Consider the following 16,610-nt stretch of genomic DNA (forward strand, 5'->3'; position numbering starts at 1 on the left):
GTCCTCACTGGTAGACGCGCACGTAGTCGACGAGCATGCGGGCGGGGAACGGGGTGGAGGCGTCGGGCGGGCCGGGCCAGTCGCCGCCGACGGCCAGGTTGAGGATGATGTAGAACGGGTGGTCGAAGACCCACGGGCCGCGCGTGCGCTCCACCTCTTCCTTGCTGAGGGTGACGACGGTGCGGCCGTCCAACGTGTACGTGATGCCCCGGCTGTCCCAGTGGGCGGCCCAGACGTGGAAGTCGTCGGCCAGGTCGGCGCCGCCGGGCAGCGTGTAGGAGCCGCCGATGCCGCCGCCTCCGTTGTAGGCGGGCGCGTGCACCGTGGAGTGTGACGTGCGGGTGTCCTTGCCGAGCACCTCCATGATGTCGATCTCGCCGTTGTACGGCCACGGCCGCCCGGTCAGGAAGTCGGCGCCCATCATCCAGAACGCCGGCCACAGCCCGTTGCCCCTGGGCACCTTGATCCGGGCCTCGACGCGGCCGTAGGTGAAGTGGAACTTGCCGCCGGTGTTCATCCGGTGGGAGGTGTACTGGCAGGTGGTGCTGCCGGTGAGCGGGTCACGCGGGCAGGCGGAGCCCGGGGTGGCCTGCTTGCGCGCCTCCATCACCAGCCGGCCCTGGCCGTCCAGGGCGGCGTTGCCGTTGTCGGTGTAGTACTCCAGCTCGTTGTTGGGCCCGGTGCCGGGATCGACGGTCCACTTGGCCGGATCGGGCCTGGCGCCCGCCGGGCCGTCGAACTCGTCCTGCCAGACGAGCCGCGGCGGGTCGGCCGGGTCGGGGGCGGGGGACGGTGGAGTGATGGGCGCGCCGCCAGTGCCGTACACCTGGAACTCCCAGAGGCTGTAGCCGTACGAGGTCGCGCGCTGCGTCCCGTACACGCGGACGTAGCGGCCGGTTCCGCTCACGGTGAGCGTCTGCTTGAAGCCGGTGCCCGACGTGGTGGAGTAGATCGTGGTCCAGGCCGAGGCGTCGGGCGAGACCTGGATCTGGAACGCGCGGGCGTAGGCCGGGTCCCACTGCAGGACGACCCTGGTGATCTGGGCGGTCGCGCCGAGGTCGACGTAGATCCAGCCGGGGTCGGCCCAGGCGGCGGTGGCCCACCTGCTGGCCGGGTCGAGGTCGAAGGCGCGCGCCGGGGCGCACTCCCAGCAGGTGGAGTCGTGCTGCGAGGAGGAGGCGACGCCGGGCCTGCCGTAGGAGAGCAGCCGCTCGCCGCTCCCGGTGCCGTACACCTGGAACTCCCAGAGCGAGTAGCCCCACGGGGTGGCCCGCTGTGTCCCGTGCACGCGGACGTACCGGCCGGTGCCCGACACGTCGATGGTCTGGGTGCCGCCGGGGCCGGACGTGGTGGTGTGGACGGTGGTCCAGGCGCTGCCGTTCGCGGACACCTGGATCTGGAAGGCGGTGGCGTGGGCGGCCTCCCAGCGCAGCACCACCTGGGAGAGCGCGGCGGACGAGCCCAGGTCGACCTGGATCCACTGCGGGTCGGAGAAGGCGCTGGACCAGCGGGTGCCGGCGTCGCCGTCGACGGCGGCGGAGGCGGGGAAGGCCGCGCTCTCGGTGGAGGAGGCGGTGGCGGGCCTGCCCTGTGACAGCAGGGCGGCGGCGGCCTGGGCGGGCAGGGCCGCGAGGAGGGGGGCGACGAGGGCGAGGACGAGTGTGACGAGCGTCCCCAGGCGGGGTGGACTCACGGAGGTCTCCTCAGGGAGCGAGGGGGGAGCGCTCCCTAGAGTGAGAGTGATGGTGTCAGGAAAATCTGTCAAGTCACCTGTCATCAGGAAGGGAGTATCGAGGCACAGAGTGGAGCAGGTCGGAGAGCGCTCTCCCATCCTCACGGCATACCGGGTCCATACCGACCGCTGGCAAGCTGCCGCGGGATCTCAGGTCACGGAGAGGACTTCACGCACATGGGAAAGCCCCGACAGATCACGGCGGCGGCGCTCGCCGTCGCCGGTCTCACGACGGCGGGCGCTCCGGCCCCCGCGTCCGCGGAGCTCGCGGCGGCGGCGCCGTTCCGCGTCGACTACGAGAACGGGGCGCACCCCAAGGTGGGCCTCAACGAGTGCTGCAGCCACTCGATCACGGTCGACGACCTGCCGAGGACCGGCGAGTACGCGGTACGCAGCGTGCTGAAGTACGGCGACCCGAAGGTCGCGGGCAGCACCCGCGCGGAGAGCCACACCCTCCACGCCAAGGAGACCCACTTCCGCTCCGGCGACACCGTCTACTACGGGTTCAGCGTCTACCTCCTGAGCACCTGGCAGCGCGACTCCAGGGAAGACATCGTGTTCCAGTGGAAGCCCTGGAGCGACGCGTGCGAGACCGACAAGTTCCCCAGCGCCTTCCTCAGCGTGCAGCCCTCCGGGAAATGGCGGCTCCGGGTCAACTCCGACGGCAACGCCTGCTCCACCCCCGAATCCGTCCGCAAGACCAGCTTCGACCTGGCCGACGTGAAGCCAGGGCAGTGGCACGACTTCGTTTTCAAGTTCACCTGGAGCCATGGCAGCCAGGGGAAGATCGACGGCTGGTACCAGACCCACAAGAGCCCCGGATGGCGCAAGGTCCTGACCGCCGGCGGCCCCAACACCTTCAACGACGACAAGACCACCAGCGGCTACCTGAAGTGGGGCATCTACAAGCCCGCGTGGGCCTCCGGGAAGACCGACGTCGACAGCCGCACGATCTTCCACGACAACATCGCGGTGGGCAAGACCTTCAGCGAGGTCAACCCGGCGTCCACCCGCTAGCCGTCAGCGGGCGGCGCGGGCCAGCACCTCCTCCGTCGTCAGCGGCGCCCTCGGGTGGTGGCTCAGGCACATCGGCGCCCGCGCCTTCACGAAGGCGCTCCCCTCCAGCGCCACGTAGAACTCGCCCGAGTTCAACCGGGCGATGTCCGGCGTCGAGCCGCCCTTGGCCCGCGCCATCTCCTTGGCCGCCTCGATGTGCACCGGCGCGTTCAGCAGGCCGAAGAACTGGGTGGCGGCGTTGCCGGGGATCTGGTTGTGCAGACCCTTGGGCGCCTGGGTGGCGAACACCAGGCCCAGACCGTACTTGCGGGCCTGCGACGCCAGCGCCAGCGTGCTGTGCGTGCAGGCCGTCACCCGCCCTCCGCCGGGGGCGAAGGTCTGCGCCTCGTCCATCACGAACAGCCCGCCCAGCGGACGGTCGCCCGCCGGGTTCCTCCTGATCCAGGCGAACAGCGCCATCTGGAGCTGGCTGACGAAACTCTGCCGCTGCTCGTCGTTCGGCAGTCCGACGAAGCTGATCACCGAGACGCGCGCCCGCCTGCCCGGCGACGGCGTCAGCAGCACGCCGGGGTCCACCGGCTCGCCGCCACCGCCGAACAGCGGGTCGTTGTCCATCGCCGCCTGCAGCGACTGCGCCAGGTCGGCCGCCAGCCGGGGGGCGTCGGCCAGCTCGCTCACCCCGTCGGGCAGGTCGGCCAGCAGGGCGACGAACCCCTTGAGGCTCGACCCGCCCCCGCGGCCGTAGTGCTCCAGCGCCTTGCGCAGCACCGCCCGGCCCAGATCCGCCTTCTTCGTCCGCGCGTCCACCTTCACCCGGGGCGCGATCGACGCCACCGCCGACTCCACCGCCTCGGCGAACTCGTCGGGGTCACCGGCCACCCCGGCGAAGTCCGGCAGCGGCTGGAAGCTGAGCGGCCTGCCCGCCGCGCGCCTCGGCGTCCAGACCACCACCTCGGTCCCGGCCAGGTAGTCAGCGGCCTTCCCCGCGTCCCCGTCGAGCCAGCCCTCCGGCCGCTCCGGCCACCGGTCGCCCAGCCTGGCCAGGTCGTTGTTCGGGTCGAGCACGATGGCCGACACGCCGTGCATGGCGCACTCCTCGACCAGCCGCCTGATCAGCACCGTCTTGCCCGAGCCGGAACCAGCGAAGATCGCCGCATGCTTCCGCAACGCCTCCAGCCGCACCTGGACGGGCTGCCCGCTCCCGACGGCCCTCCCCAGGGGGACGTGGGGGGTGTCCTCACGGGATGGCGAGGGCGCCAGGGGACCGTGGGATGAAGGGGACGCGTCCTCTCTCCGTACGGCGGCGTCATCGGACGGAGCAGGCGCGGGGCCCGTCGGACCTGTCGGCCTCTCCTGCTCTTCGGCACGCCCGACGGCGGGATCGCCGGTCCTCAGGCCGTCGTCCCGGGTCGCGGGCGGGACGGTCCGGACGTCCGCCAGGGCCTCGGCCAGGAAGGTGACCGCGCGGGTGGGACGGCGGGAGGCCAGCCACGACGCCAGCCCCGGCGGGTTCTCCGCGCGCAGATGCCTGAGCGCCGCCAGGACGCGCAGGTCGGTGTCGGTGAAGGACAGGGTCCTTCCGCCCGCGCGCTCGAAGGCGGCGACCACCTCCCGCGTCCGCGCCCCCTTCGACCACTCCTCGTTACGCAGCAGGAACAGCCGCCGCTTGGGCACCTCGGCGTCCAGACCGGCCGCCACCGACGCCTTGCGTATCCGGTTGAGCGCCGAGACCGCGTGCTCGGCGGTGATCGCCCGGAAGGCCCAGTGAGCCTCGTCCTCCGTCGTCTCGTCCAGCGTGAACCGCAGCCGCGCGTGCAGGGGCGGCTTGGCGCTGGGCGGCGGGTCGACGCTGAACGCCTGGCCGTCCTCGCCCTGCTCGGTGATCCACGCCGCCAACCCGGCCGCCAGCAGCGCGGGCATCAGCACGTCCTCGGTGGCGCCGTTCACGTCAGGGGCTTCCCCGGCGTCGCGGAGTGTGGCGAAGCGGGCGTCCAGCCCGGCGAGCGCCGCCGCCTCCGTGACGGCTGCGGGCTCCTCGACCGGAGGCTGCGGTCGCGCGGTGAGGCTGGTCAGCTCCGACACCTCGCCGCTGAGCAGGCATGCCCGTACGTGCTTGTCGATCGTGATGAGCAACTGCCGCGCGGTGAACCCGGGCGCCTCGTCGAACGCCTCCGGCCGCACGGGCCAGGTCGGGTACGGCGGCTCGACCCCGGCCGCCCCGTACTGCACGCCGAACCGCTTGGCGACCAGCTCGCGCGCGGTCTCGGGGTCAGGGATGGTCATGAGCTGCACGGCCGTACGGAACCGGTCGCGGACCGTGTCGACCGCCTCCCGCTCGACGAGCGTCCAGGTCTGGGGGATGCACGAGACGACCGTCATGGTGCGCCTGGTCACCTCGCGCAGCGCCATCAGGCCGCCGGCGATCCGCTCCAGGAGCAGCTTGTCGCCATGGCCGTCATCCGTCACGGTGTCGGTGGAGATCCTGGACTGGGCGATCAGCGGGTCGATCTGGTCCACCGCGATGATCGTCGGGCCGGTGAGCGCCAGCAGGTGGGAGACGTCCCTGACGATCTCCTGCGGCGACTTGTTGATCGGCCGGATGCCCCAGCGGACCCGGTCGCCGGTCTCGCCCTCCGGCATCGCGTACAGGAAAGCCTCGCCGAGGTCCTGCAGGGCCGGGTCGGGGGAGGCGTAGAGCACCAGCGCCCGCGCGGTGTCCTGACACTCGCGCCCGACCTTCTCGTCCATCGCCCGCAGCGCGTGGACGAACGCGTCGAGCTCCTCCCTGGACAGGGTCTTCTTGCCGGTGACGGCCCTGCGCGCCATCCGGGACAGGTCGGCGCGTGCGGCCAGCCGCGACAGGAACGCCCTGAGCTGCGTCTGCCCGCCCTCGCCCGGCCGGGAGAAGCTGTCGAGGAGCGACACCATGACGCTCTCCCAGAACTCCTTGGCATCCAGCAGCCCGACCAGCACGAAGTAACCGCCCTGGCGCTGGGTCACTTCGCGCAGCCAGCCGAGCAGGTGGGTCTTGCCGGTGCCGCGCTGGCCCTGCAGGACCACGCCGATCGGGCTCGTCTCCCGCTGGCCGCCGGCCTCCGCCAGGCCGTCGAGCAGGATCTTCGCCGAGTGCCCGTGCAGCCCTTCGACATGGAACGCCGAGGGCCGCCAGACGTCGTCGGCGCCCTCGGTGTAGTTGAAGCTGAGCGCGGTGAGCGCCTCGGTGCCGGGCCCTGTCATGCTTCCCCGATCCACAGCAGGTGCTTCTCCTGACCCCCGATGATCACCCCGGCTTCCCGGTCCGCGGGCGTGAGGATCTTCTGGTTGGACTCGGGGACGATGTTCACGTCCGGCAGCCGTTCCAGCCGGACGAGCGCGGCGTCGACCTCGTCCCTGGGCGCGTCGCCGAGCAGGGGACGCAGCCAGGCCAGCCCCACCCAGGAGCCGGGCAGGGGCGCGAGCCGCGCGTACGCGGCGCGGATCCGCGCCTCCAGATCTCCTGGTAGCAGCCCGACCGGCTCGGCCACCGGGGCCTCATCACCAGGCGGAGCGGTTTCCAGGGGCGTGGACACGTCGGCCAGTCGCAAGCCGGAACGGTCCATGTACTTCCGCAGCCAGCCCTGCAGGCCACGGGCGATCACCTTCGGCGAGCCGGTCATCGCGGGAAGCGCTCCGGCTCGCAGGTCCTCCTCAAGGCGAGCCCAGCCGCTGTCCGTGAGCATGTGCACGTATGTCCGGCCCTGCCGCCAACTGTCGACCAGTTTCAGCTCGTTGAGCTTGAGACGTCTCTTGCCGTCGATGGTCAGGCCGTGCCGCTCCTTGAGGTCGGGGTTGGAGATCTCGGCGTTCTCCTCGGCCAGCGCCATCAGCGCGGCGAATTCAGGGAGCGACAGCTTTCGCTCTGACATGTTTCATCCTTCTTGAGAGACTCGACGGTTCCGCAGGAAAAGCTCGATGTGACGGACCACGGCCTGGGGATCGGTCAGCACCTGGACATCGGTGAACCGGAGCACGGCGTAACCGGCGATCTGCAGGCGCACATCACGGGCGCGGTCGGTGGTGAACTTGTCCAGCTCGCGGTGATCCGGCCCGTCCAGCTCGACGACGCACCACTCGTCCTGCCACACCAGGTCGGCCCGTACCGGAGAGGCCAGGGCGCAGGGGTGGATCGTCTGGTTCCAGGCCCGGCCGGCGGCCCACGCGCACCCGCTCAGCGCGGCCTCCAGCGCGTGCTCCGCGGCGCTCGCCGGGTGCGGGCGGCCGGCGACGGGCGGGTGGCCGGTCCTGCCCGGGGTGATCTGCTGTTCGGGACGGGAGGCGGCCTGGGCCGGTGCTTCCGCGACGAGGACGGTCTCCACCCGGTCCACGGCGGGGAGCGGTCCCGAGAGCCAGATGCCCAGCCCGGCGCGGTGCGCCAGCCACTCGCCCGCTGCGACCAGGGCTTCCTGACCGGCGGGCGACAGCCCTTCCGGCACGTCCACCAGGAGCGCCGCGCCGGGCCTGGAGAAGGCGGCGGCCAGCGCCCTGGCCAGCCCCGCGGCCCGCACCTCCGGCGGGAACCCGCTGGGCCGGATCTCGGGGGAGAGGCTCGCCCGCAGGTCCGGGAGCCGGCCGGGGCGGGCGCGCAGGGCGCGTTCCGCCAGCTCGGCGAGGAACGGTCCGAAGTGGGCGCTGGTGGCGGCGGTGCGGAGGGCGAGGGTGCGTACGGCGGCCAGGCCCGCCCCGCCGGGCCCGTCGATGCCCTCGGCGTCCGGCAGCCAGGCGGGGAAGAGGCCGAGCACCGTGGCGTCCAGCTCGTCCAGGATCGCGGAGGCCAGCGCTTTCGGGGAGCGCGCCTCCCGGGCGGTGCAGGTGAGGATCGCGGGGGCCTCGCGGGGCAGCGAGTCGACGGCGAGCGGCAGCGGACCGGCGCCCTCCAGGCGCACGACCTTGCCGGTCGGTAACGCAGCCCAGGACCGCACCGCTCGCCCCCGTCGTCAGCCGGACTCGGACAGTGGTGGCGACGTTATACGCCACCCCGCGCGGCTGTCACCCGCTATCGCCGTCCGGGTCCGCGGCGAGCACGATCGCGCCCACATAGCCGTCGCCGTCGGGGGTGACCTTCATGAGCATCTCGTCCCGGAAGATGCCGTCGCCGTCGTTGCGGGTGTCCCGCTCGCCCCGGGCCGCGTACGGCCGCCCCGCCAGGACCCGGTCGTTGAGCGCCTCGTCGAACATCATCTGCGTGGTCAGCACCCGGGCGTCGCTGACGTGCACCATCGCGTGGATGTGCACGCAGCGGCCCCGGTACCAGCCGGGCCAGATGGTGGTGAACTCGACGACGCCGTCGGCGTTCGTGACCTGGGCGCCGCGCAGGTAGCGCTCGTCGTCCTGCGGGTCGAGGTCGGGCGACGAGACCGAGAGCGCGCCGCCGCCTCGGGACATCGCCTCGGCGCCCGAGTAGAGGCCGCCCGCGTCGCAGTGCCAGATCTCCACCACCGCGTCCTTGATCGGCCGGCAGCTCCCGCTGTCCTGCACCTTGACGGCCACCCGCAGCCGGACGCCCTCCCGGTCCTCGCGGATGTCGGCGCGGACCTTGTCGGCGTCGAAGTAGTACGGCCCCGCGGTGGTGGCGGGGGTCAGCGTGCAGGTGTTCGCGCCGTCGAAGAGCGAGGTGAGGTCCTGGGCGGTGGTCGTCTGAGGGGTGACGGACTCGCCGGTGGAGGTGGTGACCGGCTGCCCCGTGCACGCGGCGATCAGCCCGCCGAGCCCGAGAGAGCCGATGCCCGCGATCATCCGCCGCCTGCTGACGCGCTGCCCTTCATGATCGTGTCCCATATCGATCCCTTCGATGGGGTTTCGACGTTAGGTGAGTCACATGAAGGTCTGCTGAGAGAGATCCACCGGTCTTTGTCGGTGAGGTTCGCTACATTCCGGTTCCGTTGATCATTGCCGAGCCCGGCTGGAGGTCGTTGACCGTGCCCGCTGACCCGACCGTGTGGGAGCTGAGCAGCGTGACGTGCGTGGTGCCGCCCGTCCAGCCGCGCAAGCTGGCCAAGGTGCCGTTCGTCGAGCTGGCCGACGGCAGGCTGCAGGGGGTGGTGTCGAGCGGTTCCGACATCGCTCGCGTGTACGTCTCCTCGATCGCCGCCGGATCCCACGACTTCAACTGCAGCACCAACAACAACCGCCCGTGCGGCGGTCTCTACGGCTCGCTCTGCAAGCACCTGCGGTCGCTGGTGGACGAGGCGGTCGTGCAGTACGGAGCGGAGCGGGTCGCCCGATACCTCCGGGTCGAGGGGGCCGAGACGGTGGCCTCCGGGGCCGACCTGGCGGCCAGGCTGGGCGGGCAGCAGGAGTCGCAGCCGGCGGCCGTGGTGTTCAGCCGGTTCCTGCGCCACCTGGGCTACCTGGAGCTGCCGGTCACCACGGCGCCGCTCGCGGAGATGCACTGGTTCCCCGGGACGGTGCGCTGATGCTCGGGATGCAGCTGAACGACCTGGTCGGCGGGCTGCCCGACGGCCTCGCCGAGGCGCTGGAGCTGGTCGACGGCTTCGACGACGCGCTGTCCCACGGCTTCGGCCGGGTGGGCGAGCAGCGGGCCGCGGCGATCGCCGCGCTGGCCGGAGCGGTGGCGGCGACGCCGCTGGGCGACCGGGTGGCGGAGGCGGCCGCGAAGGTGTCGGCCGGATCGGTGAGCGGCGAGCACCTGACGGCCCTGGCCGCCGCGCGGTCCGCCCTCCTGGGCGCCGCCCACGACGCCCTCCTGACCCGGCTGGACGAGTCGCTGGGCAGGACGAGGTCTCCCTCCGGCCCGCCCGCCGCCGGTGACTCGTCCGTACCGGGAAATCTGCTCGTCGGGTGCCGGTCGTGGCTGTACGAGCTGGCCATCACCGGGTGGCGGGGAGTGGGGCACGATCTGGCCGCCGCCGGTGACCAGGCCATCGAGGCCGTGCTGGCGGAGCCGGGGGCGCGCCGGCTGGCGGTGCTGCTCGACGGGCTGGCCGCCGAGCTGCGTGACTCCTCGCCGGTGTCCACGATGGAACGGCTGCCCTTACGGCGCTGGGCCGACCTGTGGACGCGGGCCACGCTGCTGGCCGAGCCCGGCTGGCCGGGGTCGGGGGAGGGCGCCGAGACGGTGTCCGGGCGGTTGCTGCCGCTCGGGGCGGACGTGCACGAGCACGGCACCGCCGTCCAGGTGCAGGTGCACGCGGTGCTGGAGCCCGCCGGCGGCGGGACGTCCCGGCTGGTACGGGTGAGCGTCGCCGCGGGCAAGGTCGACACCATCACCGGGCCGGCCGTGTGGGGGCTGTTCCAGGCGTATCCGGTGCTGCTGGCGACGCTGGCCAAGCATCTGGCCGCGGAGATCGACGGCATGCCGTTGCTTCCCGGCGGCGACCTGGTCTGGCAGGAGGAGAAGGCCACCGCGGCCGAGCTCACCGACCCGTTCGCCACCGCCCGGGTGCTGCTCGCGGGCGCGGTGGCCGGGGAGACCCCGCCGCTGGACCGTCACCCGGCGCGCGTCGCGGAGCCGGTCCTGGTGGAGGGATACAAGGCGGCCAAAGCCGGGCGCGGGGTCACGCTCACGCTCGACGGCGCCACCTTGCCGTTCGCCACCGGGCGGCTGCCGGGGTGCGGGCCGCTCACCCCCGAGTTGCTCGCCGCCTCCACCGCGTGCGTCGGGTTGCTGCGCTGGGACGCCGGGGGGTGGCTGCTGCAGCCGCTCGCCGTCCAGGCCACGGTCAAGAAGAAGCCGGTCGCCGCGCACAACGGCGACTGGGCGCTGAGCACCACCGACCCCAAGGCGGCCAAGGCGCTGGCCAAGACGGGCGACCCGGTCGGCGTGCTCCGCGAACGAGCGGGACGGCTGCTGCGCAAATGACCACCGACCACAACCCCACCGGCGACGCGACCGCCCACGGCGACGCGACCGCCCACGGCGCCGCCGAGGCGAATCGGCGGCAGGTGCTGCTCTGGCGGATGCTGGCACGCGTGTTCGGCGCCGACGAGCAGCCCGCGCTGGAGTCCGCGAGCGTCGCCATCGTCGAGGACCTCGGGCTGCCGGCCCAGCTGCTCGACCCGTCCGTGTCCGTGGACAACCTGGTGCAGCGCTTCCCCGAGCTGGGCCCCGAGTTCCGCGGCCTCATGACGGGCGACGACGACCGTGACCGCGCCCGTACCGCGGCGCTCGCCGCCAAGCTGCTGCTCAACCTGTTCGCGACCGGCACGGGCGACGTCACCGCCACCCGGCTGGCCGCCTGGCAGCAGGACGCGGGCTGGTTCGAGCAGGCGCTCGGCTGCGAGGCCGGCGAGCTGCGCGCCCAGCCGGGGCAGAGCGAGCTGGGAGGGATGCTCGCCGGGCTGGAAGGCGACCTGGTGCGCCGGATGCGGCTGCGCGAGGTGCTCGCCGACCCCGCGCTGGCCAGGCAGCTCACGCCCAGCATGTCGCTGATCGAGCAGCTGCTGCGCGACAAGTCCAACCTGTCGGGGGTGGCGCTGGCCAACGCCAAGGCGCTGATCCGCCGGTTCGTGGACGAGGTCGCCCAGGTGCTCCGCACCCAGGTGCAGCAGACGAGCGTGGGCCCCGTCGACCGTTCGGTGCCGCCCAAGAGGGTCTTCCGCAACCTCGACCTGGACCGGACGATCTGGAAGAACCTCACCAACTGGAACGCCGAGGACGAGCGGCTGTACGTCGACAAGCTCTTCTACCGGCACACCGCCCGCCGCACCACCCCCGCCCGCCTGATCGTGGTCGTCGACCAGTCGGGCTCGATGGTGGACTCCATGGTCAACTGCACCATCCTGGCCTCGATCTTCGCCGGGCTGCCCAAGGTCGACGTCCACCTGATCGCCTACGACACCAGGGCGCTCGACCTGACGCCGTGGGTGAGCGACCCGTTCGAGGTGCTGCTCCGTACCAAACTCGGCGGCGGCACGAACGGGACGGTCGCGATGACCCTGGCCCGCCCCAAGATCGTCGACCCGCGCAACACCGCGATGGTGTGGATCTCGGACTTCTATGACAACCGTGAACTGCAGCGCGACTTCGAGAGCGTGCACCGCTCAGGGACCAGGTTCATCCCCGTCGGGTCGGTGACCAGCTCGGGCCATCAGAGCGTGGACCCGTGGTTCCGCCAGAAACTGAAGGACCTGGGCACGCCCGTCATCTCGGGAAACATCAACAAACTCGTGTTCGAGCTCAAGAGCTTCCTCACCTAGGAGATACGCCATGACCGATGAGATGCTGCGTGCCCCCGCCGAGGCCAAGTACGCCGAAGAGCTCGACTGGCTGGAGTCGGTCGACGACGGGCCCAAGCCGTTCTCCTGGCGGCTCAGCCCGCGCATGGTCCGGCTGTTCGTGCTCGGCTCCGAGCGCTCCGACGGCCTCGACCGGGAGATCAAGCAGAAGTGGTTCGGCGACCGGAGTTTCGTCGAGCGCGCCATCGTCACGCTCGCGTCCGACCGCGGCCTGCTGCTGATCGGCGACCCCGGCACCGGCAAGAGCTGGCTGGCCGAGCTGCTGTCGGCGGCGATCTGCCGCAACTCGACGCTGGTCGTGCAGGGCACCGCCGGCACCACCGAGGACCACATCAAGTACTCGTGGAACGTCTCCATGGTGATCGCCAAGGGCCAGTCGCGCCAGTCGATGATCCCGTCCCCGATCATGACCGCGATGGAGCAGGGCGTGATCGGCCGGTTCGAGGAGCTGACCCGCTCCACCAGCGACGTGCAGGACGCGCTGATCTCGATCCTGTCGGAGAAGTACGTGTCCATCCCCGAGCTGGACGACGACAACATCGTCTTCGCCAAGCCCGGCTTCTCCATCATCGCCACCGCCAACAGCCGCGACCGGGGCGTCAACGACCTGTCGTCGGCGCTCAAACGGCGCTTCAACTTCGTCCGCATCCCGGTCGTGACCAACAAGCGGAGCGAGGCGGAGATCGTCCGCTTCCGCACCACCGAGCTGCTGCGCAGGCACCGCATCGAGCTGGAGGTGCCGCCGTCGCTGCTGGACATCCTGCTGCAGAGCTTCGCCGACCTGCGCGCCGCAGCCCAGTCGGCGACCAGCGACGACGAGAAGCTGGAGTCGGCGCTGTCCACCGCCGAGCAGATCGGCGTGCTGGAGGACGCGATCCTGCACAGCAACTTCTTCGGCGACAGCACGCTGCGGGCTTCGACGCTGGCCGGGTCGCTGGTCGGCTCGCTGGCCCGGCGCAGCCCCGAGGACCTGGCCATACTCAACAAGTTCTGGCACGGCGTGGTCGAGCCGCGCAGCAAGAAGGACGGCGGCGAGTGGCAGGGCTTCCTCGAAGGCGGCCGCCAGGCGATCGCCACGCTCTCATGAGCCCGTTCGCCGCGCTGCGCGAGCAGCTGCACGCCGCCGCCGAAACCTTCGCCGACGGGCCAGGCGCGCTCTCCGGCATCCTGTCGGGCCTGGTCGACGACGTCGACCGGGCGCTGGCCGAGCCGCTGGAGATCTTCCCGGTCTGCCACCACTCCCCGGCCTCGGCGCTGGCCATGGCCAGGAGGCTGCGCGAGAAGCAGCCCGAGGTCGTCTACCTGGAGCTCTGCGAGGACCTGCGGCCGGTGCTCGACGAGCTGCGCAACTGCCGGCTGCCGGTCGCGCTGCAGGCGTTCGCCACCGAGCTGGACGGCTTCCCCGAGGGCTGGGGCCCGCTCAACGTCGTCGCGCCCATCACCGAGGCGTCCGCCGAATACCAGGCCATCGCGTACGCGCTCGACACTCCCGGCGTGGAGCTGGTGCTGGTGGACCGCTCGGCCGACCACGTCTACCAGTGGCTGCCGCAGGAACGTCCTGACGAGTCCGTCGGCATCGAGATCGGCGACCTGCGGCCCCGCTTCGCCGAGCTGGAGCAGCACCTGCTGCACCACGCCAAGGTCCGCCACTGGTCCGAGTGGTGGGACCAGTACGTGGAGCAGCCGCTCTCCGGGGCCGACTACGCCACCTACCGGCAGGTCATGGTGCTGATCGGCAGCCTGTTCCGGCGGCTGACCCCGGAGGACTCGCCCCGGCTGGCCGGCGACGAGGAGCGCGAGCGCCACATGTGGACGCGCATGCGCGAGCACCTGGCCGCCTCCGGTGCCGACCCCGGGCGCTGCCTGTACGTGTGCGGCGCCTTCCACGCCGCCAGCCGGGTCGAGGAGTTCGGCCTGCACGCGGCGGAGCCCGCCTACGAGGTCACCCCGCGCACCGGCACGACCTGGCAGTACGGGATCGTCCCGGCCAGCCACTCGGCCGTCGAGGCCCAGTTCGGGCTGGCACCCGGCTCGGTGTCGATCGCCGCCGCCACCTACGCCAAGGCGGTCACCCGAGGCGGCGTCAAGACCTACCAGCTCAAGGGCCGGCAGGCGACGACGAGGCCGCGCAAGGCGGCTCCGGCCGCGGAGGGGCCGGTGACCGACCGGCTGACCGGATTCCTGTCGAGCCCGCCCGCGCTGGACGCGCTGGACGAGGCCGAGCTGCTCGGCTGGTGCGTCGACATCGTCCGGCTGGCCCGCCGCAACGGCTACCTGGCCAGCACCGCCGACGCCATCGCGGTGTTCGAGACGTCGATCCTGCTGGCCGGGATGCGCAACCGCGCCAGGCCCACCCCGTACGACTTCCAGGACGCGGCCGTCACCTGCATCGAGAAGGACGCCGTGCCCGGCCGCAGGGACGTCGCGCAGCTCTGCGAGATCCTGCTCGGCGGCGACCGGATCGGCGAGGTCGGCTACGCCGCGCTGCCGCCGCTCGCCCAGGACGTCTACGACCGGCTGGAGCCGCTCGGCGTCGACGTGCGGAAGCGGGCCGTGCACCGGGTGCTGCTCGACTTCGGCACCGACCCCGAGCTGGAGCCCTGCTCCCACCTGCTGTGGATGCTGCGCCGCCTGATGCCGGACGGCGCGGTACGGCCGATCATGGGCAACCGCGCGCTGGGCGAGCGGTCCAGGCAGGAGAGCTGGGACGTGGCCATCGGCCACCACCAGCGCGCGCTCATCGAGCTCGGCTACGAGGGCGTCACCGTCGAGCAGGTGCTGGAGCAGCGGCTGCGCAAGATGGTGACGGATCCCGAGGCCACCGCCGCCGTCGCGCTGGAGGCGGTGGAGGAGTCCATCGTGCTCCTCGGGAGCCGCCGGTTCACCGAGGAACTCGGGGCGCGGGCGGTGGAGCTGCTGGCGGCCGAGCGCACCGTCGACGACGCGCCCGACGTGCTGCGCCGCATCCGCCGGCTGCTCACGCACTACCGGTCCGCCGAGCCGGCGCTGCCCGCCTGGGTCGAACGGTTCGTCACCACCGGATACGCGCACTACTGCACGCTGCTGCCGAGCGCCTTCGTGGCCGACGACACCGGGGTGCGGCAGGTGGCGGCCATGCTGGGGTTCCTGTCCGGGATGGAGAGCCTGGCGATCTCGCTCGGCTGCGACCGCGCCCAGCTGGAGCTGGCGGTCAAGCAGTCGCACCCGGAGACGCCGGGCAAGGTCGCGCTGCTGTGGGCGGCCAGGTTCCAGCTCGGCCTGCTGTCGTCGGCGGAGCTGCGGGCGCGCTGTGCCGAGCTGCTGGCCAACCCGCTGGTGGTGCCGTCGTTCCCGCAGTACCTGAGCGGTTTCGTGCAGGCGCTCGAACCCGCGCCCGCGCTGACGCCGTTCGTGGTCGAGCTGATCTCCGACGCCTTCGCGACCCTGCCCGACAGCGTGCTGCTGCCCTGGCTGCCCAAGCTCATCACCACCCTGAAGGACGAGGCCGCCGAGCTGGTGCCGGTTCTCGTACGCGAAGCCGGACGGACATTCCCCGGCACGCTCGCGGCGGTGGACGCGTGGACCCCGCCATGGACCGCCGCGCCCGCCCCGACTCCCGTCCCCGCCCCGGCGGGCGGCCCGGTCACGAACCTGCTCGCCGCCCACCCGGCCACCACCGACGCACTCGCGGCCCTGCTGGGCTGCGACGGCACCTGGCAGGCCACCGGGGCGACCGGCCCCGGCCCGGCAGGTGATCTCCTGACCCGCCACCCGGCGGCGGCCGACGCACTGGCAGGCCTGCTGGCACCGCGTTGACGACAGCGGGGAGCCCGGTGGCGGCCGTGCCGTGCTGACAAGCCGTGCTGTGGAGCGCTGACCGCCACGGGGGTAGGGATAGCCCTACCCCCGTTCCGCCTGCTCGCGGGACTGATTCGGCCGCCGCCGATCCGTAGCGTTGCCGGTATGACGACCCTCCAGCAGCGCATCGCCGCCGACTCCCGCTACCTGCTCCTGTCCTTCCCCACCGTCCTCGTCACGTTCCCGCTGGTCGTCGCCGGTGTCTCCGCCGGGCTGGGCGCCGCCGTCGCGTTCGTCGGACTGCCCGTGCTGGCCGCCACCGCCGGGCTCGCCAGGAACGTCGCCGACGTCGAGCGGGCCTCCCTGCCCGGCGTGCTGGGCCACCCCGTCGCCCGTCCCCGCTACCGCGAGGCGCCCGTCTGGGCCGGTTGGTTCCGCCGGATGATGAACCCGCTGGCCAGCGGTCAGGCGATCATGGACCTGCTGCACGTGATCATCGCCTTCCCGATCGCCGTCGCCGGGTTCGTGGTGGCCGCCGTCTGGTGGGTGGGCACGCTGGCCGGGCTGACCTTCCCGCTGTACGGGTGGATCATCGCGGGCATCCCCGGGGCCGTCGAGACAGGGCTGCCCGACCTGCTCGGGTTCGGCGCCAGCCCGGCGCTGTTCGTGGTCTGGAACACCGTGATCGGCCTGCTGTTCGCCATCACCCTGGCCCCCGTGCTGCGCGGAACCGCTCTGGTGAAGGCGAGCCTGGCCGAGCTGATGCTCACCCGGCCCGCTCTCGCGCGCCCCGCCGCCGCGCCGCATATCGTGGACCAGAGGATCCCCGCCTGATCTTGAAGGGTAAACC

The 16,610-nt window shown here is 72.2% G+C and carries 12 protein-coding genes; 7 read left to right on the forward strand and 5 right to left on the reverse strand.

The features are described from left to right. Nucleotides 1-4: 4 nt before the first annotated feature. On the reverse strand, nt 5-1,693 hold the full coding sequence (locus tag AB0K05_RS14150; protein ID WP_364229309.1) for a discoidin domain-containing protein: 1,689 nt from the start codon (nt 1,691-1,693) through the stop codon (nt 5-7). A gap of 216 nt (nt 1,694-1,909) precedes the next feature. Between AB0K05_RS14150 and AB0K05_RS14155 the strand changes: the two genes are divergently transcribed. Next, nucleotides 1,910-2,749: a polysaccharide lyase gene (locus AB0K05_RS14155; RefSeq protein WP_364229311.1), complete on the forward strand. Its 840-nt coding sequence runs from the start codon at nt 1,910-1,912 to the stop codon at nt 2,747-2,749. Nucleotides 2,750-2,752: 3 nt separating this feature from the next. Here AB0K05_RS14155 and AB0K05_RS14160 read toward each other — a convergent pair whose 3' ends face one another. The 4 genes from AB0K05_RS14160 to AB0K05_RS14175 all read right to left on the reverse strand — a co-directional run bounded on the left by AB0K05_RS14160 (nt 2,753) and on the right by AB0K05_RS14175 (nt 8,563). Next, nucleotides 2,753-5,986 (reverse strand): DUF87 domain-containing protein, encoded by a 3,234-nt coding sequence (locus tag AB0K05_RS14160; protein ID WP_364229313.1) that lies wholly within the window; start codon nt 5,984-5,986, stop codon nt 2,753-2,755. Beyond that, nucleotides 5,983-6,654, reverse strand: coding sequence for a hypothetical protein (locus AB0K05_RS14165; RefSeq protein WP_364229315.1), 672 nt, complete (start codon nt 6,652-6,654; stop codon nt 5,983-5,985). The genes AB0K05_RS14160 and AB0K05_RS14165 overlap by 4 nt, the downstream gene beginning before the upstream one ends. A gap of 3 nt (nt 6,655-6,657) precedes the next feature. Beyond that, the gene (locus AB0K05_RS14170) at nt 6,658-7,707 is read right to left on the reverse strand and encodes a DUF559 domain-containing protein (RefSeq protein WP_364229317.1); all 1,050 of its coding nucleotides are present in this window, start codon (nt 7,705-7,707) and stop codon (nt 6,658-6,660) included. Nucleotides 7,708-7,774: 67 nt separating this feature from the next. After that, the gene (locus AB0K05_RS14175) at nt 7,775-8,563 is read right to left on the reverse strand and encodes an intradiol ring-cleavage dioxygenase (RefSeq protein WP_364229319.1); all 789 of its coding nucleotides are present in this window, start codon (nt 8,561-8,563) and stop codon (nt 7,775-7,777) included. Nucleotides 8,564-8,703: 140 nt separating this feature from the next. Here AB0K05_RS14175 and AB0K05_RS14180 point away from each other — a divergent pair, with 140 nt between their 5' ends. The 6 genes from AB0K05_RS14180 to AB0K05_RS14205 all read left to right on the forward strand — a co-directional run bounded on the left by AB0K05_RS14180 (nt 8,704) and on the right by AB0K05_RS14205 (nt 16,594). Then, the gene (locus AB0K05_RS14180; protein ID WP_364229321.1) at nt 8,704-9,201 is read left to right on the forward strand and encodes a hypothetical protein; all 498 of its coding nucleotides are present in this window, start codon (nt 8,704-8,706) and stop codon (nt 9,199-9,201) included. After that, nucleotides 9,201-10,607, forward strand: a complete 1,407-nt coding sequence (locus AB0K05_RS14185; RefSeq protein WP_364229323.1) for a hypothetical protein — start codon at nt 9,201-9,203, stop codon at nt 10,605-10,607. Before AB0K05_RS14180 ends, AB0K05_RS14185 begins: the two co-directional genes overlap by 1 nt. Then, entirely contained in the window at nt 10,604-11,944 is a 1,341-nt protein-coding gene (locus AB0K05_RS14190; protein WP_364229325.1) for a VWA domain-containing protein, read from the forward strand. Before AB0K05_RS14185 ends, AB0K05_RS14190 begins: the two co-directional genes overlap by 4 nt. 10 nt (nt 11,945-11,954) lie before the next feature. Then, nucleotides 11,955-13,070 carry an AAA family ATPase gene (locus tag AB0K05_RS14195; RefSeq protein WP_148035483.1) on the forward strand — a complete coding sequence of 372 codons (1,116 nt, stop codon included), beginning with the start codon at nt 11,955-11,957 and terminating at the stop codon, nt 13,068-13,070. Next, a complete protein-coding gene (locus AB0K05_RS14200) occupies nt 13,067-15,778 on the forward strand; it encodes a hypothetical protein (RefSeq protein ID WP_364229327.1) in 2,712 nt (903 codons plus the stop codon). Before AB0K05_RS14195 ends, AB0K05_RS14200 begins: the two co-directional genes overlap by 4 nt. 147 nt (nt 15,779-15,925) lie before the next feature. Further along, the gene (locus tag AB0K05_RS14205; protein ID WP_364229329.1) at nt 15,926-16,594 is read left to right on the forward strand and encodes a sensor domain-containing protein; all 669 of its coding nucleotides are present in this window, start codon (nt 15,926-15,928) and stop codon (nt 16,592-16,594) included. Nucleotides 16,595-16,610: the final 16 nt, after the last annotated feature.

Source organism: Nonomuraea sp. NPDC049486 (genome assembly GCF_040676925.1).
Taxonomy (GTDB): domain Bacteria; phylum Actinomycetota; class Actinomycetes; order Streptosporangiales; family Streptosporangiaceae; genus Nonomuraea; species Nonomuraea ferruginea.